At 71.4% G+C, this 24,589-nt stretch carries 21 protein-coding genes; 11 read left to right on the top strand and 10 right to left on the bottom strand.

What is annotated here, in order from left to right:
• Nucleotides 1-26 precede the first annotated feature (26 nt).
• The 4 genes from OG259_RS24850 to OG259_RS24835 all read left to right on the top strand — a co-directional run bounded on the left by OG259_RS24850 (nt 27) and on the right by OG259_RS24835 (nt 2,773).
• Nucleotides 27-614: a 50S ribosomal protein L25/general stress protein Ctc gene (locus OG259_RS24850; protein WP_328944275.1), complete on the top strand. Its 588-nt coding sequence runs from the start codon at nt 27-29 to the stop codon at nt 612-614.
• A gap of 116 nt (nt 615-730) precedes the next feature.
• Nucleotides 731-1,327 (top strand): aminoacyl-tRNA hydrolase, encoded by a 597-nt coding sequence (gene pth / locus OG259_RS24845; protein ID WP_328944274.1) that lies wholly within the window; start codon nt 731-733, stop codon nt 1,325-1,327.
• A gap of 42 nt (nt 1,328-1,369) precedes the next feature.
• Nucleotides 1,370-1,813: a hypothetical protein gene (locus OG259_RS24840; RefSeq protein ID WP_328944273.1), complete on the top strand. Its 444-nt coding sequence runs from the start codon at nt 1,370-1,372 to the stop codon at nt 1,811-1,813.
• Nucleotides 1,814-2,005: 192 nt separating this feature from the next.
• A complete protein-coding gene (locus tag OG259_RS24835; RefSeq protein WP_328944272.1) occupies nt 2,006-2,773 on the top strand; it encodes an LPXTG cell wall anchor domain-containing protein in 768 nt (255 codons plus the stop codon).
• A gap of 70 nt (nt 2,774-2,843) precedes the next feature.
• Here OG259_RS24835 and ppc read toward each other — a convergent pair whose 3' ends face one another.
• The gene (gene ppc / locus OG259_RS24830; protein ID WP_328944271.1) at nt 2,844-5,573 is read right to left on the bottom strand and encodes a phosphoenolpyruvate carboxylase; all 2,730 of its coding nucleotides are present in this window, start codon (nt 5,571-5,573) and stop codon (nt 2,844-2,846) included.
• Between the two features lie 250 nt (nt 5,574-5,823).
• Here ppc and OG259_RS24825 point away from each other — a divergent pair, with 250 nt between their 5' ends.
• The 4 genes from OG259_RS24825 (at nt 5,824) to OG259_RS24810 (ending at nt 11,335) form a co-directional block, all read left to right on the top strand.
• A complete protein-coding gene (locus OG259_RS24825; RefSeq protein WP_328944270.1) occupies nt 5,824-6,795 on the top strand; it encodes an acyl-CoA desaturase in 972 nt (323 codons plus the stop codon).
• Nucleotides 6,795-7,478, top strand: coding sequence for a TetR/AcrR family transcriptional regulator (locus OG259_RS24820; RefSeq protein WP_030315379.1), 684 nt, complete (start codon nt 6,795-6,797; stop codon nt 7,476-7,478). Before OG259_RS24825 ends, OG259_RS24820 begins: the two co-directional genes overlap by 1 nt.
• Before the next feature lie 213 nt (nt 7,479-7,691).
• Entirely contained in the window at nt 7,692-9,395 is a 1,704-nt protein-coding gene (locus OG259_RS24815) for an FG-GAP repeat domain-containing protein (protein WP_328944269.1), read from the top strand.
• A gap of 215 nt (nt 9,396-9,610) precedes the next feature.
• The gene (locus tag OG259_RS24810) at nt 9,611-11,335 is read left to right on the top strand and encodes an FG-GAP-like repeat-containing protein (RefSeq protein WP_328944268.1); all 1,725 of its coding nucleotides are present in this window, start codon (nt 9,611-9,613) and stop codon (nt 11,333-11,335) included.
• A 72-nt stretch (nt 11,336-11,407) separates the two neighbouring features.
• Here the strand turns inward: OG259_RS24810 and OG259_RS24805 are convergent, their stop codons facing one another.
• Entirely contained in the window at nt 11,408-12,259 is an 852-nt protein-coding gene (locus OG259_RS24805) for a trans-aconitate 2-methyltransferase (RefSeq protein ID WP_328944267.1), read from the bottom strand.
• A gap of 163 nt (nt 12,260-12,422) precedes the next feature.
• Here OG259_RS24805 and OG259_RS24800 point away from each other — a divergent pair, with 163 nt between their 5' ends.
• Nucleotides 12,423-12,920, top strand: a complete 498-nt coding sequence (locus tag OG259_RS24800) for a MarR family winged helix-turn-helix transcriptional regulator (protein ID WP_328944266.1) — start codon at nt 12,423-12,425, stop codon at nt 12,918-12,920.
• On the opposite strand, the gene OG259_RS24795 is transcribed toward OG259_RS24800, so the two are convergent.
• From OG259_RS24795 to OG259_RS24760, 8 genes are all read right to left on the bottom strand, one after another.
• Nucleotides 12,879-13,706, bottom strand: a complete 828-nt coding sequence (locus tag OG259_RS24795; protein ID WP_443052009.1) for a LuxR C-terminal-related transcriptional regulator — start codon at nt 13,704-13,706, stop codon at nt 12,879-12,881. The genes OG259_RS24800 and OG259_RS24795 overlap by 42 nt on opposite strands.
• A 265-nt stretch (nt 13,707-13,971) precedes the next feature.
• The gene (galK, locus tag OG259_RS24790; RefSeq protein ID WP_266892775.1) at nt 13,972-15,111 is read right to left on the bottom strand and encodes a galactokinase; all 1,140 of its coding nucleotides are present in this window, start codon (nt 15,109-15,111) and stop codon (nt 13,972-13,974) included.
• A complete protein-coding gene (galE, locus tag OG259_RS24785) occupies nt 15,108-16,106 on the bottom strand; it encodes a UDP-glucose 4-epimerase GalE (protein WP_328944264.1) in 999 nt (332 codons plus the stop codon). Before galE ends, galK begins: the two co-directional genes overlap by 4 nt.
• Nucleotides 16,103-17,146 (bottom strand): galactose-1-phosphate uridylyltransferase, encoded by a 1,044-nt coding sequence (gene galT, locus OG259_RS24780; RefSeq protein WP_328944263.1) that lies wholly within the window; start codon nt 17,144-17,146, stop codon nt 16,103-16,105. The genes galE and galT overlap by 4 nt, the downstream gene beginning before the upstream one ends.
• 134 nt (nt 17,147-17,280) lie before the next feature.
• On the bottom strand, nt 17,281-17,964 hold the full coding sequence (locus tag OG259_RS24775) for a response regulator transcription factor (RefSeq protein ID WP_266900801.1): 684 nt from the start codon (nt 17,962-17,964) through the stop codon (nt 17,281-17,283).
• A 160-nt stretch (nt 17,965-18,124) separates the two neighbouring features.
• Nucleotides 18,125-20,002 (bottom strand): outer membrane protein assembly factor BamB family protein, encoded by a 1,878-nt coding sequence (locus tag OG259_RS24770; RefSeq protein WP_328944262.1) that lies wholly within the window; start codon nt 20,000-20,002, stop codon nt 18,125-18,127.
• 13 nt (nt 20,003-20,015) lie between these two features.
• Entirely contained in the window at nt 20,016-21,899 is a 1,884-nt protein-coding gene (locus OG259_RS24765; protein WP_328944261.1) for an outer membrane protein assembly factor BamB family protein, read from the bottom strand.
• A 112-nt stretch (nt 21,900-22,011) separates the two neighbouring features.
• A complete protein-coding gene (locus OG259_RS24760; protein ID WP_328944260.1) occupies nt 22,012-23,817 on the bottom strand; it encodes an ABC-F family ATP-binding cassette domain-containing protein in 1,806 nt (601 codons plus the stop codon).
• Between the two features lie 91 nt (nt 23,818-23,908).
• Between OG259_RS24760 and OG259_RS24755 the strand changes: the two genes are divergently transcribed.
• Both OG259_RS24755 and OG259_RS24750 read left to right on the top strand, forming a co-directional pair.
• The gene (locus tag OG259_RS24755) at nt 23,909-24,196 is read left to right on the top strand and encodes a hypothetical protein (RefSeq protein ID WP_328944259.1); all 288 of its coding nucleotides are present in this window, start codon (nt 23,909-23,911) and stop codon (nt 24,194-24,196) included.
• Entirely contained in the window at nt 24,193-24,585 is a 393-nt protein-coding gene (locus tag OG259_RS24750) for a hypothetical protein (RefSeq protein WP_328944258.1), read from the top strand. Before OG259_RS24755 ends, OG259_RS24750 begins: the two co-directional genes overlap by 4 nt.
• Nucleotides 24,586-24,589: the final 4 nt, after the last annotated feature.

Genomic DNA, 24,589 nt, shown 5'->3' with positions numbered 1-24,589 from the left:
CGTCACCTTTCTACGAGGAGTGCACCATGTCCGAGGTCAAGCTCGCCGCTGTCGTCCGTACCGAGTTCGGCAAGGGCGCCGCCCGTGCGATCCGCCGCAACAACCAGGTTCCCGCGGTCGTCTACGGCCACGGCTCCGAGCCGGCGCACGTGACCCTCCCGGCCCACGACCTGGCCCTCGCCCTGCGTACGCCGAACGTCCTGCTCTCCCTGGACGTGGACGGCAAGAACGAGCTGGCGATCCCGAAGGCCGTCCAGCGTGACGCCATCAAGGGCTTCCTCGTCCACGTCGACCTGCTCCTCGTCAAGCGCGGCGAGAAGGTCACCGTCGAGATCCCCGTCCAGGCCGAGGGCGAGCTCGCCGCCGGTGGCAACCTGCTGGAGCACGTGCTCAGCACCCTCTCCATCGAGGCCGAGGCCACCCACATCCCCGAGGCCGTCACGGTCTCCGTGGAGGGCCTGGAGGCCGGTGCCTCCATCCTCGCCAAGGACATCACCCTCCCCAAGGGCTCGGCCCTGGTGACCGACGCCGACGCCGTGGTCCTGCAGGTCCTGGCCGCGCAGGCCGAGGAGCCGGCCGCCGAGGCCGAGGCCACCGAGGGCGAAGAGGCCTGAGCCGTAGGCTCTGCTTGACGTGACGGGGTGATGGGCCGCACGGCCCGTCACCCCGTTTTTTCGCATGTGGACGCATTTCGTATGTGGACGTATCTGGACGAGGAGACCCGACGCACATGACCGACGACGCGAACGCGCCCTGGCTGATCGTCGGCCTCGGCAACCCCGGGCCCGAGTACGCGGCCAACCGGCACAACATCGGGTTCATGGTGGTGGACCTGCTGGCCGAGCGGATGCGCGGCTCGTTCAAGCGGGCGGGGAAGGCGCAGGCGCAGGTCGTCGAGGGCCGGATGGGGCCGCCGGGGCCGGCGAGCCGCAGGGTGATCCTCGCGAAGCCGATGTCGTACATGAACCTGTCGGGCGGTCCGGTGACGGCGCTGCGCGACTTCTACAAGGTGCCGACGGCGCACATCGTGGCGATCCATGACGAGCTGGACATCGACTACTCGGTGCTGCGGCTGAAGATCGGCGGCGGCGACAACGGGCACAACGGTCTGAAGTCGATGACGAAGGCGATGGGTGCGGAGTACCACCGGGTGCGGTGCGGGATCGGGCGTCCGCCGGGCCGGATGCAGGTGGCGGACTTCGTCCTGAAGGACTTCTCCTCGGCGGAGCGCAAGGACCTGGACTGGTTCGTGGACCGGGCGGCTGATTCGGTGGAGTGCCTGGTGGCGGAGGGTCTGGAGCGGGCCCAGTCGGCGTACAACTCCTGAGGCCGGCGGGGCTCTCGCGGTACGACTGTACGATCCCGGGTCATGACGCACGTCCGTAACGCCGCCATGGCCCTGGTCGCCCTCCTTCTCGTGGTCGCGGGCGCCTGGACCTCCTGGAACTCGGCCCAGCACGTCCTGCTCGCCAAGGGGCGGGAGCACGGGACGCTGACCGTCACCGGCTGCACCGAGGAGACGTGCAGCGGTCGCTACACCCCGGAGGACCCCTCCTCGACCCGCCGGACGCTGACGATCGCGCGTTCGGTCGCGGCGGAGCGGGGCGCGACGATCCCGGTGGTGGTGAAGCCGGGTACGGACGAGGGCGTACGGACGGGCTGGGGCGGTGGGCTGCACGCGTGGCTGCCGCTGGGCGGGGCGCTGCTGCTGGCCGCGCCGCTGATCGGTGGCGGGCTGCGGCTGCGGAGGACGGCGTGGTCGGCGGCGGGTGTGGGCGGGGTTCTTCTTGTGGCGGCGTTCTTCGCGCTCTGAGGGTGTGGGCACCTGGGGTTGTGGCCGGATGTCACCAGTTCCTGGCGCGATCGTTATAGAGCTCTGACTTAAGGCTGACTTAAAGCGACGGATAGGCTGCCCCCTGCCACCCCCCACGGCATCCCTCATCCCATAGATGGACGACTGCACATGCGACGTTCTCTCATACCTGCCGCCACGCTTGTCGCGACCATGGCAGGTTCTCTCGCGCTGGCGCCGGTGGCCTTCGCGTCGGAGGCCCCCAAGCCCGCGCCGCTCCCCCTCCACCAGGTCGAAGACCTTCCGCTGACCGCCAAGGAGTTCGGCGAGAAGGGCGAGTGCCCGCCCGTGCCGGCCGGCAAGGACGGCTGGCACTTCGTGCTTCCGGGCAGCGGCAAGGGCGACTCCGCCGTCTTCACCAAGCTGACGGTGGAGTTCCAGCCGGGTGGTGTCCAGACCATCACCACGTTCGGTCCGCCGAGCGACAAGCACGCCTACGCGACCTCCGAGCCGGGCGCCAAGCTGGTCGCCGCCTCGGCCGAGGTCTCCGCCCCGGTCAAGCAGGGCTGGTTCAACCTGTCCCACACCTGCCCGGCCACCCCGGTCTCCGAGACCACCCCTCCCGTCACGGAGACGCCCGGTACCGAGACCCCGGGCACCGAGACCCCGGGCACGGAGACCCCCGGTACCGAGACCCCCGGCACGGAGACCCCCGGCACCGAGAGCCCCTCGCCGTCGGAGACCACTCCGGGTTCCTCCGAGAGCCCCGGTTCCTCCGAGACCCCCGGTGGCACCGAGTCGCCCTCCGCGACCGCCCCCGCGGGTGAGACCGGCGGCACCGGTGGCACGGGCAGCACGGGCGGCGGCCTCGCCGAGACCGGCTCCAGCGCCCCCGTCGGCGTCCTCGCCGCCGTGGCCGTGGCCCTCGCGGGTGCCGGCGCGTTCCTGGTGACCCGCCGCCGCAAGGCCCAGCAGCACTGACGTACCCCGCACATGACGGTGCCCCCGTGGAAGGAATCCACGGGGGCACCGTCATGTGTCCGGGCAGGCGTCAGCCGGTGTTGCGCAGGCCCGCCGCGACGCCGTTCACGGTGAGGAGCAGGGCCCGTGCGAGCAGCGGGTCCGGGTCCTCGCCGCGCTCGGCGGCACCGCGCTGGCGGGCGAGGAGGGCGACCTGGAGGTAGGAGATCGGGTCCAGGTAGGCGTCGCGGATGGCGAAGGTCTGCTGGAGGACCGGGTTGGAGTCCAGGAGCTTCTCGCCGCCGGTGACCTTGAGGACCTCGGCGACGGTCAGCGCGTGCTCGGCCTCGATGGCGTCGAAGACGTGCTTGAGGTCGTCGGGGACCAGGGTGTCGACGTAGTGGCGGGCGATCCGCAGGTCGGTCTTCGCGAGCGTCATCTCGACGTTGGCGAGGAAGTTGCGGAAGAAGTGCCAGCGCTCGTACATCTCGCCGAGGACCGGGTCGAGGCCGGCCTCGCGCAGCGCCTTGAGGCCGGAGCCGACGCCGTACCAGCCGGGGACGATCTGGCGGGACTGGGTCCAGCCGAACACCCAGGGGATGGCGCGGAGTCCGTCGAGGGAGACGCCTGAGCCGGGGCGGCGGGAGGGCCGTGAGCCCAGGTGCAGGTCGGCGAGCTGGTCGACGGGGGTGGAGGCGAGGAAGTACGCCGGCAGGCCGGGGTCCTCGACCAGCTTGCGGTACGCGGTGTGGGCGGCGTCCGAGACGGTGTCCATGGCCGCGTCCCAGCGGGCGAGGGCCTCGTCGGACTGGCGCGGCGCGGTGTGCAGGGCGGAGGCCTGCAGGGTGGCGGCGACGGTCAGTTCGAGGTTCTCCCGGGCGAGGGACGGGATCAGGTACTTGTCGGAGATGACCTCGCCCTGCTCGGTCACCTTGATCTCGCCCTCCAGGGTGCCCCAGGGCTGGGCGAGGATCGCGTCGTGCGAGGGGCCGCCGCCGCGGCCGACGGTGCCGCCTCGGCCGTGGAAGAGCCGGAGGCGTACGCCGTAGCGGTGGGCGACGTCGCGGAGGCGACGCTGGGCGCGGTGGATCTCCCACTGGCTCGTGGTGATGCCGCCGAACTTGGAGGAGTCCGAGTAGCCGAGCATGACCTCCTGGACGTCGCCGCGGAGCGAGACGAGGCGCCGGTAGGAGGGGTCGGCGAGCATGCCGTCGAGGATGACGTCGGCGGCCTTGAGCTCGTCGGTGGTCTCCAGGAGCGGCACGATGCCGATCTTGGCCCAGCCGCCGTGGAGGTCGACGAGGCCGGCCTCGCGGGCGAGGACGGCGGCGGCGAAGACGTCGTCGGCGCCCTGGCACATCGAGATGATGTACGACTCGATGACCTCCGGGCCGAAGCGCTCGAAGGCCTCCTTGATGGTGTGGAAGACGCCGAGGGTCTTCTCGCCCGCGGCGTCCAGCGGGGCCGGGGTCGGGGCGAGCGGGCGGCGCGAGCGCAGCTCCTTGGCGAGCAGCTTCTGCCGGTAGTCGCGGGGCATGTCGGCGTACCGCCAGGACTCCTCGCCGAGGCGGTCGAAGAGCTGCCCGAGGGCGTGGTGGTGGGCGTCGGCGTGCTCGCGGACGTCCATGGTGGCGAGCTGCAGGCCGAAGGCCGACAGGGTGCGGATGGTGCGGTCCATCCTGCCGTCGGCGAAGAGCGCGCCGCGGTGCTCGCGCAGCGAGGTCTGGATCAGGGTGAGGTCGTGGACGAGCTCGGCGGTGCCGAGGTAGTCGCGGCCGTCCTGGTGGGGGGTGCCGGAGGCGAGGCGCTCGCGGGTGTTGACGAGCTTCTGCCGGATGCAGGTGGCCTTGAGCCGGTACGGCTCCTCGGCGTTGAGGCGCTTGTAGCGGGGGCTGATCTCCGGGAGGAGCTCCAGGTCGCGCTGGAGGGAGTCCAGGAGTTCCTGGGTGGCTCCGGCGTAGCGGATGGAGTTGGAGAGGAGTCCGCGCAGGTAGTCGACGAGTTCGAGGGCGTCGGTGATGCCGTGCTCGTGCTGGAGGATCAGGATGTCCCGGGTCACCTGGGGGGTGACGTTGGGGTTGCCGTCGCGGTCGCCGCCGATCCAGGTGCCGAAGGTGAGCGGGCGGGTGCCGGCGGGCAGTTCGACGCCGACGCGCTCCAGCTCGGCGGCGAGGTCCTCCAGGACGTCGCCGACGGCGCCGGCGTGCAGCTCGTCGAGGTAGTAGATGGCGTTGCGGGCCTCGTCGGCGGGCTCGGGGCGGACGACCCGGAGTTCGTCGGTCTGCCAGATGAGGTCGATGTTCTCGGCGAGCCGCAGGTCGTGGCGGCGCCGGTCGGCCTCGATGACCGGGGTCTCCAGGAGGGCGGCGATCCGGCGCAGCTTGTTGAGGACCGAGCGGCGGGCGGCTTCGGTGGGGTGCGCGGTGAAGACGGGCCGTACGTTGAGGTTCTTGACCGTCTCGCGGACGTGCTCGGGGTCGCCGTCCTTGAGCATGTCGGCCGTGCGGGCGAGGAGGCCGCCCTCGGCGGCGCGCTTCTCGCGCATCTCGCGGCCACGGTGAACCTGCTCGGTGACATTCGCGAGGTGGAAGTACGTGGAGAAGGCGCGCACCAGCTTCGCGGCCGTCTCCAGTTCGACGCCGCGGAGCAGCTCGGCGGCGTCCTCGCCGTTCTCGCGGGTGAGGCTGCGGACCCGCTCGACGAGGTCGAGGAGCTCGTGGCCCTCCTGGCGGACGAGGGTCTCGCCGAGGAGATCGCCCAGTCGGCGGATGTCGGCGCGCAGCTCGGCGCTGGCGGTGGGGGTCTGGTCGGCACTGCTCACAGGTGCGGCTCCTTGCAGTGTTTGAGCACGTCTGGAGGGGTTCTGGAGGCTTGCGGACCGCGCTGTCCGACGCCCCCAGGATAGGTGTCCACATTGTGGTCGGCGGGCAGGGCCCTCTTGCGCCCCCTTGCCGCGCGCCCCGGCGCTGCCATACTTACGACGCCGTAGGTTACGGAAGCGTAGCCTCGCGCTCTTTTCATACCGTTCCGCTCCCTTTTCATCCTCATCCCTTCATCCCCAGGGGACACCCATGACCACAAGTACCGAGATGCCCGAGACCGAACAGGACGTGCTGCCCTCCGGCACGCTCGGCGGGGACAAGAAGCGGTCGATCGAGCAGATCACGCTGCTGCTGTTCATCACGGTGCCGTTCGTCGCCCTGATCGCCGCGGTTCCGCTGGCCTGGAGTTGGGGCGGCGTGTCCTGGCTCGATCTGGGGCTGCTCGTGGCGATGTACTACATCGGCTGTCACGGCATCACGATCGGCTACCACCGTTACTTCACCCATGGTTCGTTCAAGGCCAAGCGGCCGCTGCGGATCGCGCTGGCGATCATGGGTTCGCTGGCGGTGGAGGGCCCGCTGGTGCGCTGGGTGGCGGACCACCGCAAGCACCACAAGTTCTCGGACGCGGAGGGCGACCCGCACTCGCCGTGGCGTTTCGGTGAGACGGTGCCGGCCCTGATGAAGGGGCTGTGGTGGGCGCACATCGGCTGGATGTTCGACGAGGAGCGGACGCCGCAGGCCAAGTACGCGCCCGACCTGATCAAGGACCCGGCGATCCGGCGGATCTCCCGTGACTTCATCTTCTGGACGATGCTGTCGCTCGCGATCCCGCCGCTGGTGGGCGGTCTGGTGACGATGTCCTGGTGGGGCGCGTTCACCGCCTTCTTCTGGGGTTCGCTGGTGCGTGTCGCGCTGCTGCACCACGTGACCTGGTCGATCAACTCGATCTGTCACGCGGTGGGCAAGCGGCCGTTCAAGTCGCGGGACCGTTCGGGCAACGTGTGGTGGCTGGCGGTGCTGTCCTGCGGCGAGTCCTGGCACAACCTGCACCACGCGGACCCGACGTCGGCGCGGCACGGGGTGCTGCGCGGTCAGGTCGACTCCAGCGCGCGGCTGATCCGCTGGTTCGAGCTGGCGGGCTGGGCGAGCGACGTGCGCTGGCCGGCGAAGGAGCGCATCGAAGCCCGCCGCCAGAGCGCGCCCGCAGACGCGGCATGATGGAAGACGTGGCGATCGACGGCAGGACCAGTGGCACCGGCAGCGGCGAGCAGAAGCCCCGGCGGGGCCGCCGGGTGCGGATGACGGGCGCGGAGCGCCGGGAGCAGCTGCTGGACATCGGCCGGACGCTGTTCGCCGAGAAGGGTTTCGAGGGCACGTCGGTGGAGGAGATCGCGGCGAAGGCCGGGGTTTCCAAGCCGGTGGTGTACGAGCACTTCGGCGGCAAGGAGGGGCTGTACGCGGTCGTGGTCGACCGGGAGATGCGCCAGCTCCTCGACGGGGTGACGGGCGCGCTGACGGCGGGGCATCCGCGGGAGCTCCTGGAGCAGGCGGCGTTCGCGCTGCTCGACTACATCGAGAACTACACGGACGGGTTCCGGATTCTCGTACGGGACTCCCCGGTGGCGCAGTCGACGGGGACGTTCGCGTCGCTGATCAGTGACATCGCCACGCAGGTGGAGGACATCCTGGGCCTGGAGTTCAAGGCCCGCGGCTTCGACCCGAAGCTGGCGCCGCTGTACGCGCAGGCCCTTGTGGGCAGTGTGGCGCTGACGGGTCAGTGGTGGCTGGACGTCCGCAAGCCGAAGAAGGCGGAGGTCGCGGCGCATCTGGTGAACCTGGCGTGGCACGGTCTGGACGGTCTGGAGCCGAAGCCGCGGTTGATAGGGCACCGGAAGAACTGACGGCCGCGGAGGGTCCGATCCCGGCAGCGTGGGCGGGTCCCCGGTTGCCGGGATATCTCGTTGATCGGCTGTCACCCCCCGGGGTTATGCTCCGCTCACACCCGGGGGGGGTGTTCGCCCTTCGTGCGCGCGTTCTTCCGCGCGTTCTTCCGTGCGGAGGCGTCGCGGACCCCCCTTCCGGTCCATCGAAGTCTGATCCCTGGGGGGGATCTCTTGCTTTTCACGCACTCCACGCACGCCCGCCGTGTCGCCGCCTGCACCGCGCTCGCCCTCTCGGCCGGCATGCTCCTCGCGGGTCCGGCGTCCGCCGACTCGCCGGCGCCGGTTCCCTCGGTCGAGAGGCCCGCGTCCTCCTTCACGCCGCCGAAGCTGGCGCTCCCGAAGAAGGACGGCGCCCGTGCGGGCGTCGCCGCGGCCGCGGCCGTCTCCGCGCCGCTGTCCGACCTGGACGGCGACGGCGTCGACGACCAGATCGTCCGTGCCGCCGACGGGGATCTCTTCGCCCTCCTGTCCGACGCGACCGTCGACCTGTTCGACCTCCACCGCGTCGACGACATCGCGAAGGACATCGTCCCGATCGGCAACCAGGTCGGCAACGCGGCCAAGCCCGAGGTGCTCGTCCTCTCGGAGAACGGCACGCTCACCCTGCACACGGACGCCGGTCCCACGGGTACCTCCACCAAGTCGGTGGTGGGCGGTGGCTGGCAGGTCTACAACAAGCTCTCGTCGCCCGGCGACGTGAACGGCGACGGCCGCGCCGACGTGATCGCCCGCACCCAGGACGGCGCCCTCTACCTGTACCTGGGCACCGGCAGCCCGTCCCAGCCGCTCGGCACCCGGATCTCGGTCGGCGGCGGCTGGGGCGTCTACGACCAGCTCGTGGGCCTCGGTGACGGCACCGGCGACGGCAAGGGCGACCTGTACGCCCGCGACACCAACGGCACGCTGTGGTTCTACGCCGGCACGGGCGACAAGAACAAGCCGTTCGGCACCCGCAAGTCCATCGGCGGCGGCTGGGGCACCTACAACCAGATCATGCCCGGCGGTGGCGGCGCCCTCCTGGCCCGGGACAACTCGGGCGCGCTCTACCTGTACGGCGCCAACGGCAACGGCACGCTGGCCGGACGCGAGCAGGTCGGCGCCGCGGGCGACTTCGCGGGCATCACGCAGTTCGCCGGCGCCGGGAACAACCCGTACACGGGCAAGGAGGGCACCCTGGCGTTCACCCCCGGTGGCGCCAGCTACTGGTACCGCAACAGCACCACCGGCACGGTGGAGCCGCGCGTGGAGGTCAGTGGCAACGGCGGCTGGGACGGCCTGGTCCCCACCCACCTGTCCTCGATGAACTCGGACGGAATCTCCGACATCGCCCTCCAGTTCGCGGACGACCGCAGCGACCTGTACATCGAGGGCGAGCACATCGGCAGCGGCTGGGGCGTCTACAACACCCTCCTCGCCCCGGGCGACCTGAGCGGCGACGGCAAGGCCGACCTGCTGGCCCGCGACCGCTCCGGCGTCCTGTACCTGTACAAGGGCAACGGCAAGGGCACGGCGTTCGCGTCGCGCATCAAGGTCGGCACCGGCTGGGGCGCGTACAACAAGATCGTCGGCGCCGGTGACTTCACGGGTGACGGCCGTACGGACATCGCGGCCCGCACCTCGGGCGGCGACCTGTACGTGTACCCGGGCACGGGTGTCGCGACGTCCGCGTTCAAGACGCGGGTGAAGGTCGGCAGCGGCTGGAACACCTACTCCAAGGTGATCGCCCCGGGCGACCTGAACGCCGACGGCAAGGCCGACCTGCTGGGTGTCACCGCGGGCGGCGACCTGTACCGCTACCTGAACACGGCTCCGAACAAGTTCTCCGTGCGGACCAGGCTCGGCGGCGGCTACCAGGTCTACAGCAGCATCCAGTAACACCGCCCCACGCGCGCGCGGGAACGCCCCGCACCGGAGTTCCGGTGCGGGGCGTTCCCCGTCCGCCGGGAGTCGTGTCACTCCCGGGCGATATGCTCCCCGGACACCCGGGTGGGTGTTTCGCCCTCCGTACGCGCTCCTGCCGCACGAGGTGCCGCGAACCCCGTTCCCGGTCCGACGACATTCTGATCCCTGGGGGGGATCTCTTGCGTTCTGTGCACTCCACGCGTGCCCGCCTCGCGGCCTGCACCGCTCTCGTCCTGTCTGCGGGCATGCTGCTCGCAGCCCCGGCCTCGGCCGGGGAGCCCGCGCCGCTCCCCGCGGTCGAGCGTCCGTCGGCCGACTTCACCCCGCCGACGCTGACGCGTCCGTCGGCCGGCGCGGCCCGGGCGGGTTCCGGCCCGGCCCGGGCGGGTGCCGCCGCGGCCGAGGGGTCCAGGGTCGCCGATCCGCTGTCGGACTTCGACGGCGACGGGGTGAGCGACCTGATCTACCGCGCCTGGACCGGCGACGTCTACACCGCGACGACCACGGGCGATGGCGGTCTCTTCAACGGCACCGCCGACCAGCCCCCGAAGGACGTCGTTCCGATCGGCAACCAGGACGCGACCGGCGGCGGTCCCGAGGTCCTGATGCTCTCGGAGCAGGGCGCGCTCACGATGTACGCGGACGCGACGTCCACCGCCGCGACGTACGCGTGGCGGGGCTACGGCTGGCAGATCTACAACAAGCTCGTCTCGCCCGGCGACGTGAACGACGACAACCGGGCGGACCTGCTCGCCCGCGACAACAGCGGCAACCTGTACCTGTACTACGCCACCGGCAACCGCACCGCGCCGTTCTCGGCGCGGGTGAAGCTCGGCCCCGGCTGGAACGCCTACGACCAGATCGTGGGCTTCGGCGACAACAACGGCGACGGCTGGGCCGATCTGTACGCCCGCGACACCGCCGGCACCCTGTGGTTCTACGCCGGCCGCGGCGACAAGAGCGGGCCGTTCGCCGGCCGGGTGAAGGTCGGCTCCGGCTGGGGCGCCTACAACCAGATCATTCCCGTCGGCGACGACAACGGCGACGGCGCGGGCGAGATGCTCGCCCGCGACACCAAGGGCACCTTCTGGTACTACAGCGGCAAGGGCGACGGCACCCTCGCGCCCCGCATGCAGTCCGGCGACGCGGGCTACTGGCACTTCGTCCCGCAGTTCGGCGGGGCGAGCAACAGCCCGGTCGCCGCCACCAAGGAAGGCGTCCTGGCGCGGGACGCGTCCGGCACGATGTACTTCTACGGCGCCCGGACCAACGGTCTGCTCACCACCCGCAGCCAGTTCGGCCCGGCGAACGGCTGGCAGGGCGCGGACTTCACGCACCTGTCCTCGCTGGACCCGGACGGCGAGTCCGACATCGCGCAGCTCTTCGACAACGGCCTCTACATCGACGGCACCTACGTCGGCTCGGGCTGGGGCGTCTACAACGCCCTGGCCGGCCCCGGTGACCTGACGGGCGACGGCAAGGGCGACCTGCTGGCCCGCGACCGCTCCGGCAACCTGTACCTGTACAAGGGCAACGGCCAGAGCACGGGCTTCGCGTCGCGCATCAAGGTCGGCGGCGGCTGGGGCGCCTTCAACAAGATCCTCGGCGCGGGCGACTACACCGGCGACGGCCGCGCGGACGTCGTGGCCCGCACCTCGGGCGGCGACCTGTACGTGTACCCGGGCACGGGTATCGCGGCCACGCCGTTCGGTGCGCGGCTGAGCGTCGGCGGCGGCTGGAACACGTACACCAAGCTGGTCACGCCGGGCGACCTGAACGCCGACGGCAAGGCCGACCTGCTGGGTGTCACCTCGTCGGGCGACCTCTACGACTACCTGAACACGGCCCCGGGCAAGTTCGGCACGCGGACCAAGACCGGCTCCGGCTTCCAGATCTACAACGCCATGTCGTAGCACCGTCCCGTACCCGCGGACGCCCCGCACCGGAGTTCCGGTGCGGGGCGTCCGCGCGTCCTGCCCCACCGGTCAGGACGGCTTGCGCGCGACGGCGAAGATCCGGCGGAACGGGAACACGGTGCCGTGCGGACCTTGGGGGTAGGCCTCGCGCAGGAGGTCGCGGTACTGGCCGAGGAAGGCGTCGATCGCTTCCTGGTCGTCGCCCAGGGTGGTGAGGACGGGCCGCAGGGCCGTGCCCTTGACCCAGTCGAGCACGGGGTCCTCGCCCTGGAGCAGCTGGCAGTACGTGGTCTCCCAGACATCCGTCTCGCAACCCAGGTCGGTGAGGCGGGTGAGGTAGTCGGAGGCGTCGAGGATGTGGACGAAGCGGCGGCCCTGGTCGCCGAGGCGGTGGCGCCACTCGGGGGTGTCGCAGAGTTCGCCGAGCAGGGCGTGGCTGGGCGAGGTGAAGTTGCCGGGGACCTGGAAGGCGAGGGTGCCCCCGGGGCGGAGTCCGTCGATCCAGCCGGCGAAGGACTCGGGGTGGTTGGGCACCCATTGGAGGGCCGCGTTGGAGACGATCAGGTCGTAGGGCTCGGCGGGGGTCCAGTGGGCGGCGTCGGCGGGCCGGAAGTCGATCCAGCCGCCGCCCCGGGTGGTGCCGGACCAGTCCTTCTCGGCCTGTTCCAGCATGTCGGGCGAGAGGTCGAAGCCGGTGATGTGGGCGTCGGCCCAGCGGTCGGCGAGGAGGACCGTCACGTTGCCGGGTCCGCAGCCGAGATCGGCGATGCGGGCGGGCCGGTCCTGGGCGGGCAGGTGCGGTATTCGGGTGAGCAGGTCGAGGAAGGGCCGGGTGCGGTGCCCGGAGTGCCGGAGGTACTGCTGCGGATCCCATGTCGGTGCGGTTGGTGCGGTTGGTGCGGCGGATTCCACGGAATGCATGTTCGAAGCCCCCTTGCTGGAACGAGTTGCCGAAGCGGAACGGAGTTCCGGCCGGGTCCCTTCCCCATAGTCCAGGGAAATATATCTTGAATCCAAGATACTCGATATCAAGAAACTTGACCCCAAGAGACTTTATGTCAACAGACCCTCTACACTGATCGACATGGAGGACGAGGTCGACCGACTGGTCGCAGCATGGCGCCGCGAGCGCCCCGACCTCGACGTGGAACCGCTCGAGGTGCTCAGCCGCGTCTCACGGCTCGCCCGGCACCTCGACCGCGCCCGTCGGCTCGCCTTCTCGGAGCACCAGCTGGAGCCCTGGGAGTTCGACGTCCTCACCTCCCTGCGCCGCGCCGGAGCGCCCTACCAGCTCTCCCCCGGTCAGCTCCTGACCCAGACCCTGGTCACCTCCGGCACCATGACCAACCGCATCGACCGGCTCACCAAGAAGGGCCTCGTCGAGCGGCTCCCCGACCCCAGCGACCGGCGCGGCGTCCTGGTCCGGCTCACCCCCGAGGGCCGCGACCGCGCCGACGAGGCGCTCGCCGGACTGCTCGCCCAGGAGCGTGCCATCCTGGCCCAGCTCTCCCGGGCCCAGCGCGGCGAACTGGCCGGGCTGCTACGCCAGCTGACCGCCCCGTTCGACAACGTCCCCGGATAGCCCGGCCCCCGGGAGCCCGGCCCCGGAGAGTCCGGACAGCGGCGCCTCGCCCAGCTGGGCCGGCCCCACCCCTGCCCGCCTGGCCAGGGCCACCGCCGCCAGGGTCGAGTGCACGCCCAGCTTCCCCAGCACGTTCTGCATGTGCGTACGGACGGTGTGCGGGGACAGGAAGAGGCGCTCGGCGACCGCCTTGCGGCCCAGGCCCGCGACCATGCAGCGCAGCACCTCCCGCTCGCGCGGGGTCAGCGACTCCACCAGCCGCTCGCTGTCCGTCCGGTGCTTGCGCGCCGCGGTCAGCTCCCGCAGGACACCCGTGAGCAGCGCCGGCGGCAGATGCGTCTCGTCCCGCAGCACCCCCCGGACCACCGCGAGGAGCCGCTGGAGCGAGCAGTCCTTCGCCACCCAGCCGGACGCCCCGGCCTGCAGCGCGAGGGCGGCCCGCTGCGGGTCGTCCTTCTCCGCGAGGACGACGGTGCGGACCGCGGGCTGGACCGCGCGCACCCCGGCGACCAGGGAGATCCCGTCGACGGCGCCCTCCGCGTCGTCCGGCACCGCGCGGGCCACGGCCCCCGGGGGCCCGGCGCCGAGCTCGGCGTCGACGAGCAGCACATCGAACCTGCGGCCCTCCGAGGCGCCGCGCTCCAGGCAGCGCAGGGCGGCCGGGCCGCTTCCCGCGGCGGCGACGTCGACATCGGGCTCGGCCGCGAGTGCGGCGGCCAGCGATTCGGCGAAGACGCGGTGGTCGTCCACCACGAGGACACGGATACGTGCCACGGGCACCCCCAAGTGTCGAGGAACGGAACCGACGCGGGCACGGCGCCGGAGGCGGGTCCGTCATACGCGCGGCCGCCGCCGTGCGTTGACTGTTACCCCGCTACCGGCGCCGTACCCGACCGGGTCTCGCCCCCTGAACAGCACCGGCCCCCACCGGCGCTGCCCCTCAGAGTAGGGGCGGGGCGTCGCGGTGGGGGCCGATTCACGGAACTGTCCGAAGTCGTACGGGAGTACGGGGGGTGTCGGAGGCTCCGCACGGAGGGTGTCGGCGGGGGTGTCAGAGTCGGCGGGCGCCTGCCGAGGGGATGGCCGGGAAGATGCCGGGGGCCGCGTATCCGGCCCCGGCGAAGGCCTTCTCGACGGCGGCGGCGACCGCGTCCGCCCGGTCGGTGTCGACCAGGACCAGGGCCGAACCGCCGAAGCCGCCGCCGGTCATCCGGGCGCCGAGCGCCCCGGCGGCGTTCGCCGCCTCGACGACTAGGTCCAGCTCGGGGCAGGAGACCCGCAGATCGTCCCGGAGGGAGGCGTGCCCCTCGGTGAGGACGGGACCGACGGCCCGGGTGTCCCCGGCGTCCAGCAACGCGATCGTCCGCTCCACGCGGGCGTTGTCGGTGACGACGTGCCGCACGTAACGCAGAATCGTCTCGTCGCCCAGGAGTGCGAGGGATTCGGATAGATGCGCGGCGCTCACGTCGCGCAGGGCCCGGGCGCCGAGCGCCCGCGCACCTGCTTCGCACCCGGCGCGCCGCTCGGCGTACGCGCCGTCCCCGAGCGCGTGCTTCACCCGGGTGTCGACGACGAGCAGCCGCAGCCCCTCCCGGGCCAGGTCGAAGGGGACCTGACGGTACGAGAGGTCCCGGGTGTCCAGATGGAGGGCGTGGCCCTCCTCGGCGCAGGCGGAGGCCATCTGGTCCATCACACCGCAGGGGACGCCGACGAAGGCGTTCTCGGCGCGCTGGGCGAGCTCGGCGAGTTCGGGCCGGGAGAGCCCGAGGCCGAACAGGTCGTTCAGGGCGAGCGCGGTGACGACCTCCAGGGCCGCCGAGGAGGACAGCCCGGCGCCGGTCGGCACGGTCGAGGTGAGGTGGACGTCCGCGCCCGCCACCGGGTGCCCGGCCTCCCGCAGCGCCCAGACGACACCGGCCGGGTAGGCCGCCCAGCCGCCGCCGGAGAGCGGTTCGAGGGAGTCGACCGCCAGCTGGACGATGCCGCCGTCGATGTCGGCGGAGTGCAGGCGCAGCACCCCGTCGTCACGGCGGGAGACGGCGGCGACGGTGGTGTGCGGCAGGGCGAGCGGCAGCACGAAGCCGTCGTTGAAGTCGGTGTACTCCCCGATGAGGTTGACCCGCCCGGGGGCGGCCCAGACACCGTCGGGGGCGGCGCCGTACAGCGCCTCGAAGTCGGCGGCGACGCTCATGCGCGTCCCCCCTCGTGCTGCTGCCGGGCGAAGGCCCAGGCGGCGGCGACGACGTCGGCGAGGTCCGGGCGGGACGGCGTCCAGCCGAGCCGTTCGCGGGCGGCCCCGGCGGAGGCGACGAGGACGGCGGGGTCGCCGGCCCGGCGGGGGGCGGTGATCTCCGGGATCGGGTGCCCGGTGACCTTCCGTACGGTCTCGACGACCTCACGGACGGAGAAGCCGTTGCCGTTGCCCAGGTTGCAGATCAGGTGCTCGCCGGCCGGCACGGTGTCCGCGGTCATGGCGTCGAGCGCGAGGAGGTGGGCCTCGGCGAGGTCGGCGACGTGGATGTAGTCGCGGACGCAGGTGCCGTCGGGGGTCGGGTAGTCCTCGCCGTACACGGAGATCGCCTCGCGCCGGCCGAGGGCGACCTGGAGGACGAGCGGGATCAGGTGCGACTCGGGCTCGTGCCGCTCGCCGAGGGAGCCGTACGCCCCCGCCACGTTGAAGTAGCGCAGCGAGACGGCGGCCAGGCCGTGGGCGGTGCACTCCCCGCCGATCATGTGGTCGACGGCGAGCTTGCTCGCCCCGTACGGGCTGGTGGGGGCGGTCGGCGCGGTCTCGGTGATCGGCACCGTCTCCGGCTCGCCGTAGGTGGCGGCGGTGGAGGAGAAGACCAGCTTGCGGACCCCGGCGGAGCGCAGGGCGGCGAGCAGGGCCATGGTGCCGCCGACGTTGTTCTCCCAGTACTTCCCGGGATCGGCGACGGACTCGCCGACCTGGGAGAAGGCGGCGAAGTGCAGGACGCCGTCGTAGGAGTCGTCGAGCCACTTCGCGGCGTCCTGGACGCGGCCCTCGATGAACTCGGCACCTGCCGGGACGGCTTCGGCGAAGCCGGTGGAGAGGTCGTCGAGGACGGTGACCCGGTGGCCCCGCTCCAGGAGGTGGGCGGCGACGACGCTGCCCACGTATCCGGCCCCTCCGGTCACCAGGTACTTCTTCACGGCCTCGGTCACTTGCTTGCCACCTCTCGGAGTCGCCGGGCCGCCGTCTCCGGCGGTACGTCGTTGCTGAACGCGCTCATGCCGGACTCCGTGCCCGCGAGGTACTTGAGCCTGCCGGCCGTCCGACGGACGGTGAAGAGTTCCAGGTGGAGCCCGAACTCCTCGCGGTCCTCGCCGGTGAACGGCGCCTGGTGCCAGGCGGAGATGTACGGCGTGGGCGGCTCCCCCGGTCCGAAGATCCGGTCGAAGCGCCTCAAGAGTTCCAGATAGATCTGTGGGAACTCTGTGCGGGCCGCCTCGTCGAGCGCGCGCAGGTCGGGCACCCGGCGGGTCGGGTAGAGGTGGACCTCGTACGGCCAGTGGGCGGCGTACGGCACGAAGGCGATCCAGTGCTCGGTCTCCAGGACGATCCGCTCGGCGTCGGCGCGTTCCCGGGCGAGGACGTCGTCGAAGAGGTTGCCGCCGGTGCGGGCCCGGTGCTCGGCCGCGCGGCGCCGCATGAGGGCGGTCCGGGGCGTGGCGGACGGGTAGGCGTAGATCTGCCCGTGCGGGTGGGCGAGGGTGACGCCGATCTCCGCGCCGCGGTTCTCGAAGCAGTACACCTGCTCGACGCCGGGCCGCTCGGCGAGTTCGGTGGTCCGGTCGATCCAGGCGTCGAGCACCAGCGCGGCGCGCTCGGGGCTGAGGTCGGCGAAGGAGGCCTCGTGGTCGGCGGTGAAGCAGACGACCTCGCAGCGGCCGGACTCCCCGGCGAGGGTGGGGAAGCGGTTCTCGAAGACGGCGACCTCGTAGTCGGGGGCCGGGATCTCGCTCTGCCGTCCGTCGGCGGACGGGCAGAGGGGGCACTCCCCCACGGGCGGGTGGTACGTCCGGCCCTGGCGGTGCGAGGCGACGGCGACGGAGTCCCCGAGGAGCTCGTCGTACCGGAGCTCGGTGGCCGAGGCGACGGGGTCGAGCGGCCGGGTGTCGACGGCGGTGCGGACGGCGTCGTCACGCGTGTCGTAGTAGATCAGCTCGCGCCCGTCGGCGAGCGTGGTGACGGTCTTCTTCACGGGGTGCCCTCCGGCGGGATCAAACATAACCACGCACAAGGAATCACATTCAAACATCACCGTCAACGCCGAAGCCCGGCCCCACCTCCAGGAGGGGCCGGACGGGGAGATTTCTCAGGTCGGAGGGGAAGCGATCAGGAGGATCGCCGCGGCCCCGGCAGCGCGCGGTCGAGCAGCCCCGTGCGGGCCGCGAGGGCCGCCGCCTCAAGGCGCGACCCCACCCCCAGCTTCATCAGGACCCGCTGCACATGCGTCCGGGCGGTGCTCGGCGCGATCCTCATGCCCTCCGCGATCAGCCGGGTGTCCTCCCCCTCCGCGACCCGGACGAGGACCTCCACCTCCCGCTGGGTCAGCAGCCGCAGCAGCCGCTGACCCTCGTCGTCCGGCTGCACCGAGGGGTGGAGCAGCTCCGCGAAGGCCGACTGGAGCAGCTGCGGGGCCACCGCCGACTCCCCCGCCCTGGCCTTCACCAGGGCGCGCTCGACGCCCTCGATGCGCTCGTCGTGCCGGACGTATCCCGAGGCCCCGGCCGCGAAGGCCGCCGCGATACCGCGCGGCGAGGGCACCGGCCCGAGGACGACCACCGCCACCTGCGGCCGCTCCCGCTTGATCCGGACGACCACGTCGAAGGCCCCCGGCTCGGCCGGGGCCGCCGTGCCCAGGAGGCAGACCTCCGGCGCCCGGCTCACCACCAGCTCCGCCGCCCCGGCCACCGGCGCGGCCGCCGCGAGCACCCGGTGCCCGCGCAGCTTCAGTGCCGAGGCGAGCGCCTCCGCGAGCAGGCGGTGGTCGTCCACCACCACGAGCCGTACGCCCATCCCGGTCATCCCCCATCCTCCGGGCCGCCGTCCGCCGGCCACCCGCTCGACCCCGAATTCCTCACCCACCGGCACCCTGCGCAAACGGCCCGGCGCGTCGGGGTGAACCGACGCGCCGGGCCGCGCGAACCTCACGAACATCCGTGCGATGTCAACGAGTTCAGCGATTGCTGAACGACACCGCCAGATACTCCTTGTCGGTCGGCGAAGCCGACGCCCGCGGCTTGGAGAGCATCATGTCGGACATGAACAGCCGCCCGTCGCCGTACAGGATCTCCGAGTAGTCCGGGGAGAAGGCCTTCTCCAGGCTCCGGATGGTGGAGTTCGACGGGTTCTCCAGGAGGAGCGTCTCCTTCATCGTGCCGCCGTCGACCGAGACGATCTGCCCGCCCTTGTCGTAGGGCGGTTCCTTGTACGCGATGATGTTGCCGCCGTCCATGCGGAGCGGGACCAGGGTGTACTTGTCGCCCGCGTCCGCCTTCTCCGGCGCCGTCTTCCCCGTCGCCAGGTCGAAGGCGATCAGCTCGTTCGTCTCGTCGCCGAACTCGCCGGTGGAGCCCTCGTGATCCTCGGTCGGCACGTACAGCCGGCCGTTGCCGACGAGCGCCTGCGTGCAGGACTCGACCTTGGTCGACCGGCAGCGGGCCCCGTACTGTTCGGCGTCCGCCGTGATCTTCACCTTCAGCTTCCCGGTCTTCTCGTCGAGGGAGAAGAAGTCCGAGATGCCACTGCCGTCGCCGGCGCTCTCGCCGACGTCGGCCGCGACGACCAGCGGCTTGGTGGAGACGATCGACGCGTACTTCACACCGGTCGGCATCTTGAACTGCGAGACCGGGGCGCCCGTCATCGGGTCGAGGTTCTGGATCATCACGTACTGGGCCTCGTACGGGCCGCACTTGCGGACCGCGACGAGACCCGCGCCGCCGCCGTACCCCAGGTCGAAGCAGTTCTGGTCGTTGGCCTGCGGCTTCCAGCGCGGATTGCCGTTGGCGATGTCGAAGGCTGCGCCGCCGTCACCGCCGCCGGCCGCGACCGTCTTCCCGCTGACCGTGACCTCGCCGAACCGGACCTTCTCGTCCCCGCCGGTGCCGCCGGTGACCGAGGTGGACCACAGCAGCTTGCCCGTGTTCAGGTCGACCAGGCCGACCTCGGTGCACTGCTGGTAGTAGCGCGGCGCGACCCGCTTCTTGGCCTCGAAGAGGATCGCCAGCTTGTTGTCCTCGGTCAGATGACGCGAGCTGCCGCAGACCTGACCGGTCAGGGGCAGCGTCCACAGGACGGTGCCCTTGTCACGGTCGTGGGCGACGACCGAGTTGACGCCCGTCTTCACGTACGCCGTGTCGGTGAGCCAGGAACCCGAGACATCGGTGATGTCCGGGACCACCGGCGGCTCCAGCTGGAAGGCCTTCTTCGCCTTGGTGTTCGCCGGCGCCTTCTCCTTGCCGCCGCCACCGATGCCCTTGGTGTCACCGGAACCACCGTCGCCGGTGGCGCCCTGCGAGGTGCCGGCCGTGCCCTTGGCCTCGTCGTCCTTGCCCCCGCCGTCACCGGAGTTGGCGTACCAGATGCCGACACCGACGATCAGGACGACGGCGACGACCGCCGCGATGACGATCTGGAGCTGTGCCGACAGCTTCCTGCCGCCGCCCGCCACGGCCGGGACCGCGGCCGTGGCGGGCTGCTGGTACCCGCCGTAGGGCTGCTGCGGCTGGGGCGGATAGCCGTACGGGGGCTGGGCCGGCTGCTGGTATCCGGCGGCCCCGTAGGGCTGCTGCGGCTGCGTGGGCGGCTGCGCCGGGTATCCGTAGCCCTGGTCCGGCTGCTGCTGCGGCTGACCGTACGGCTGCTGCGGATAGCCGTAACCCTGGTCCGGTGCCTGCTGCGGGTACCCGTACCCCTGGTCCGGCTGCTGCGGCTGCTGCGGCTGCGGGTAGCCGTAGCCGGGCTCCGGCTGCTGCGCCGGGGGCGGCGTCGGCGCGCCGAAGCCGCCCTGCGGGTCCGGGGGCTGGTTCGGTGGAGGAGGGGGTGGCTGCGTCATCGGTCCGTGTACCTCACTTGCTGAAGGCCATCATCGTCTTGACCAGCTTTTCTTCCTTGTCGTTCGACGCGGAGACGCGCCCGGCCGCCACGACGAAGGTGCCGGCGCCGTACGCGTAGCCCGGGCTGTAGAAGTTGTTCTCGACCTGGGCCGTCGACGCCGGGTGCTGGAGCACGATCTTCGGCGCACCGCCGGTCGGGGCGATCGTCGCGACGGCGCCGCCCTTGTCGTACGACGGGTCCACGTACACCAGGACCTGGCCGCCCTCCATGCGGAGCGGGAGCATGGACTGCTCATCGGGCGCCTTGGAGCGCCACTTGGCCTTGCCGTTCTTCAGGTCGAAGGCGACGACCTCGTTGGGCGTGCCGTACGAGGTCTCGGTGGCCATGTAGAAGGTGTTCGCGTCGGCGGCGACACCCGTGCAGCCCTGGAGGTTCTTGCCGAAGATGACGAACCCGCCGCCGCAGGAGGGGGCGAACTTGTCCTTGCCGCCCTGGATCTGCGAGCGGAGCGAACCGTTGGCGTTGAGCGCGAAGATGGTCCACTTCTTCTGCTCGCGCTGGGTGGCGGAGACGACCAGCGGGTCGATCGAGTAGACCCGGTCCACCTCCCAGTCGGCCTCCAGCTTGAAGGTCCACTTGGCCTTGCCGGTGTTCGGGTCGACCTGGCTGACGCCCTGGATCTTCTTGGTGGTGCTGCCCGACGGGCAGTCCACGGCGGCGATCAGCTTGCTGCCGCCGGCGTACGCGAAGGGCTTGCAGCCGGTCGTCGCGCCGGTGAAGAGCTGCTTGCCGTCGGTCAGCGAGAAGCCGTAGGAGCTGCTGGTGCCGGAGACGGTCACCGTGTTGCCGCTGATGGACAGCGTGTTGTCCGAGAAGGCGAAGAGGCCCTTGGGCTTCGGTACGGCCTTCTTCCAGCCGGCCTTGCCGGTCTTCAGGTCGATCTGCTGGAGCGAGGTGCACTTGGCGCCGTCCTTGGCGCTCTCGGCGTAGGCGAAGACCATGACGCCGCTCGGCGAGGGGTCCGCGGGCGCGGCGCACAGCTCGAACGGCACGTCGACGTGCCACTTCGGGGAGCCGTCGCTCAGGTTGTAGCCGGAGACGCCCTTGTACATGGCCTTGACGACGGTGTCGCCGACGATCCACGGGCCGTAGACGTCGGCGCCGTTGCGGGGCAGGTCGACGTCGTTCTGGAGGAGCCAGTTGACCTTGGCCTCGCCGTCCTGGCGGCCGGCGTTGAGGTCGTCGTCGCCGCCCTTGTCCCCGTCACCCGTTCCGTCACCCTTGTCCACCGACTCGGTGGGCTTGGGAGCGGCGGAGGAGGAGGCGGTGGTGGTCGGACCGGCGATCGGCTTCTCGTCGTCACCACCGCCGACGACGGCCCAGGTGGTGACGGCGGCCACCAGGACGGCCCCGGCGGCCACGGCGGCGACGAGACCGGTACGGCCCTTGAGGCCGCCGCCCGAGGGCGGCGGGGTGGGGGCGCCCTGGTACATCGGCTGGGTGGGGTACCCGCCGTAGGGGTTCTGCTGCTGGCCGTACGGGCCCGGCTGCTGCTGGCCGTAGCCGGGCTGCTGGCCCTGCTGCGGGTAGCCGTACGGCTGCTGCGGAGGCTGCTGCCCGTACGGGCCGGGGGCGCCGGGCTGGCCCTGCTGGCCGTAACCGGGCTGGCCGGGCTGGCCCTGCTGCGGGTACCCGTAACCGGGCTGCGGCTGCTGCCCGTACGGTCCGGGCGCGGCCGGCGGCGCGGTCGGCGGCGGGCCTGCGGGCGGCGGCGGGGTCTGCGGTGCCTGCGGCGGGACGGGCGGCACGGGCGGCGTGCCCTGGTGGGGGCCCTGGTTCGGATCCTGGGGAGCTCCGAAGCCCCCCGGCGGCTGGTTGCTGGGCGGCTGGGTCATCAGCAGTTCCCCCTTGACGTGAGCGGGTTTTCTTTCTACCACTCACGCACTGGCGCAAAAGCGACTGGTCCGCCCCTTGTACCCAAGGGAGGACCGGCCTGTGATGCCCTCGTTATGCGTCCTCGGCCAGTTCGAGCCAGCGCATCTCCAATTCCTCGCGCTCACCCACGAGTTCCCGGAGCTCCGCGTCGAGCTTCGCGACCTTCTCGAAATCGGTGGCGTTGTCGGCGATCTGGGCGTGCAGTTTGGCCTCCTTCTGGGAGACCTTGTCGAGCTGTCGCTCGACCTTCTGCAGCTCCTTCTTGGCGGCGCGGGAGTCCGCGGCGGAGACGCCGGGCTTGGTCTGCGCGGGCGCGGCGGCGGGCGTCGGGACGGACGCCTCGATCATCTTGCGGCGGCGCTCCAGGTACTCGTCGATGCCGCGCGGCAGCATCCGGAGGGTCTGGTCGCCGAGCAGCGCGAGCGTCCGGTCGGTGGTGCGCTCGATGAAGAACCGGTCGTGGGAGATGACGACCATGGAGCCCGGCCAGCCGTCGAGGAGGTCCTCCAGCTGGGTCAGGGTCTCGATGTCGAGGTCGTTGGTGGGCTCGTCGAGGAAGAGGACGTTCGGCTCGTCCATCAGCAGACGGAGCAGCTGGAGACGGCGGCGCTCACCGCCGGAGAGGTCGCCGACCGGCGTCCACTGCTTCTCCTTGGAGAAGCCGAACTGCTCGCAGAGCTGTCCGGCCGTCATCTCGCGGCCCTTGCCGAGGTCGACCCGGTCGCGGATCTGCTGGACGGCCTCCAGGACCCGCAGGGTGGCGGGGAGTTCGGTGACGTCCTGGGAGAGGTAGGCGAGCCGGACGGTCTTGCCGACGGTGATGCTGCCGGCCGCGGGCTGCGTCTCGCCCTGGGTGACGGCCGCATCCGCGAGGGCGCGCAGGAGTGAGGTCTTGCCCGCGCCGTTGACGCCGACGAGGCCGATGCGGTCGCCGGGGCCGAGCTGCCAGGTGAGGTGCTGGAGAAGGGTCTTGGGACCGGCGGTGACGGTCACGTCCTCCAGGTCGAAGACGGTCTTGCCGAGCCGGGCGTTGGCGAACTTCATCAGCTCGGAGGTGTCGCGCGGCGGCGGCACGTCGGCGATCAGCTCGTTGGCGGCCTCGATGCGGTAGCGGGGCTTGGAGGTACGGGCGGGGGCGCCGCGCCGCAGCCAGGCCAGCTCCTTGCGCATCAGGTTCTGCCGCTTGGTCTCCTCGGTGGCGGCGATGCGCTCACGCTCGGCGCGGGCGAAGACGTAGTCGGAGTAGCCGCCCTCGTACTCGTGGACGTCACCGCGCTGCACGTCCCACATGCGGGTGCAGACCTGGTCGAGGAACCAGCGGTCGTGGGTGACGCAGACGAGCGCGGAGCGGCGCTCCTGGAGGTGCTTGGCGAGCCAGGAGATGCCCTCGACGTCGAGGTGGTTGGTGGGCTCGTCGAGGACGATCAGGTCCTGGTCGTCGATGAGGAGCTTGGCGAGCGCGATCCGGCGGCGCTCGCCACCGGAGAGCGGGCCGATGACGGTGTCGAGGCCGTTCTCGAAGCCGGGCAGGCCGAGCCCGCCGAAGAGCCCGGTGAGCACGTCGCGGATCTTGGCGCTGCCGGCCCACTCGTGGTCGGCCATGACGCCGATGACCTCGTGCCGGATGGTGGCCTTCGGGTCCAGCGAGTCGTGCTGGGTGAGCACGCCGAGGCGGAGCCCGCCGCTGTGGGTGACGCGGCCGGTGTCGGCCTCCTCCAGCTTGGCGAGCATCCGGATGAGGGTCGTCTTGCCGTCGCCGTTGCGGCCCACGACGCCGATCCGGTCCCCCTCGGAGACGCCGAGCGAGACGCCGTCGAGCAGTGCACGGGTGCCGTACACCTTGCTGACAGCCTCGACATTGACCAGATTGACGGCCACTTTGACTCCTGTACGGGGGATCGATCGATCTCCCAGAGTACGTTGCCGCCACGAGTACACTCCCGGTGTACCTGCGGTGTACCGTGGCTGTATGGCCGACTCCACCATCAAGGTCCCGGACACCACCCGCGATCACCTCGCCACGCTGGCCCGCGAGCGGGGCACGACGATAGGAGCACTCGTCACCGAGCTGGCAGCCTCCCAGCTCACCGCGGTACAGGCACAGGAGAAGGTCGCCGAGAGTCGGCGGATCATGCGCGAGCGCATGCACTCCACGCTCACCGACGAAGAGTTCGACGCGACTCCGAACGCACTGGACAAGGTCTACGAAGTCGCCGCCGCAAATGCCCGCCGGGCGCTCGGAGACACCGCGGCGTGATCATCCTCGACACCTCCGCGGTGCTGGCCCTCGCACGCGGGCACCGCAAGATCCAGCGTGTCGCCGACAACGCGGCGGCCTCGCCGTTCCGCCATCTCCAGGTGCCCGCCCTGTGTCTGCTCCAGGCCGAGACCGACGACGAAGGCGCGGGTGACGCGGCCCTGGCGCTCCCCGGCATTGATGTCGCCCCTCTCGACACGGTCGCGTCCGTGACCGTCGCCCGGATGGTTCGTGGCGGTTTCGGCGGGCCCGACGTCTGCCACGCGCTCTACACCGCACTGCCCTCGCCCCACCGCCCGACCATGGATCTGATCCTGACGGACCGCGAGGACCTCTACCCCCCGGGCACCGTGACCGTGAACATCGACGACGAGCGCCTCGACGACTGACCCT

The organism is Streptomyces sp. NBC_00250 (assembly GCF_036192275.1).
GTDB lineage: Bacteria > Actinomycetota > Actinomycetes > Streptomycetales > Streptomycetaceae > Streptomyces.
The sequence above is the reverse complement of the archived record's forward strand: the minus strand, read 5'-3'. Positions and strand labels throughout refer to the sequence as shown.

Excerpts from the sequence above, each read along its gene's own strand:
- OG259_RS24850 (WP_328944275.1), top strand. The coding sequence starts at position 27 with ATGTCCGAGGTCAAGCTCGCCGCTGTCGTCCGTACCGAGTTCGGCAAG.
- OG259_RS24765 (WP_328944261.1), bottom strand. The coding sequence starts at position 21,899 with ATGACCCAGCCGCCCAGCAACCAGCCGCCGGGGGGCTTCGGAGCTCCC.
- OG259_RS24805 (WP_328944267.1), bottom strand. The coding sequence starts at position 12,259 with ATGCATTCCGTGGAATCCGCCGCACCAACCGCACCAACCGCACCGACA.
- OG259_RS24835 (WP_328944272.1), top strand. The coding sequence starts at position 2,006 with ATGGCAGGTTCTCTCGCGCTGGCGCCGGTGGCCTTCGCGTCGGAGGCC.
- OG259_RS24755 (WP_328944259.1), top strand. The coding sequence starts at position 23,909 with ATGGCCGACTCCACCATCAAGGTCCCGGACACCACCCGCGATCACCTC.
- pth (WP_328944274.1), top strand. The coding sequence starts at position 731 with ATGACCGACGACGCGAACGCGCCCTGGCTGATCGTCGGCCTCGGCAAC.
- galK (WP_266892775.1), bottom strand. The coding sequence starts at position 15,111 with ATGAGCGTCGCCGCCGACTTCGAGGCGCTGTACGGCGCCGCCCCCGAC.
- OG259_RS24825 (WP_328944270.1), top strand. The coding sequence starts at position 5,824 with ATGACCACAAGTACCGAGATGCCCGAGACCGAACAGGACGTGCTGCCC.
- OG259_RS24840 (WP_328944273.1), top strand. The coding sequence starts at position 1,370 with ATGACGCACGTCCGTAACGCCGCCATGGCCCTGGTCGCCCTCCTTCTC.
- OG259_RS24800 (WP_328944266.1), top strand. The coding sequence starts at position 12,423 with ATGGAGGACGAGGTCGACCGACTGGTCGCAGCATGGCGCCGCGAGCGC.
- OG259_RS24820 (WP_030315379.1), top strand. The coding sequence starts at position 6,795 with ATGGAAGACGTGGCGATCGACGGCAGGACCAGTGGCACCGGCAGCGGC.
- OG259_RS24770 (WP_328944262.1), bottom strand. The coding sequence starts at position 20,002 with ATGACGCAGCCACCCCCTCCTCCACCGAACCAGCCCCCGGACCCGCAG.
- OG259_RS24775 (WP_266900801.1), bottom strand. The coding sequence starts at position 17,964 with ATGGGCGTACGGCTCGTGGTGGTGGACGACCACCGCCTGCTCGCGGAG.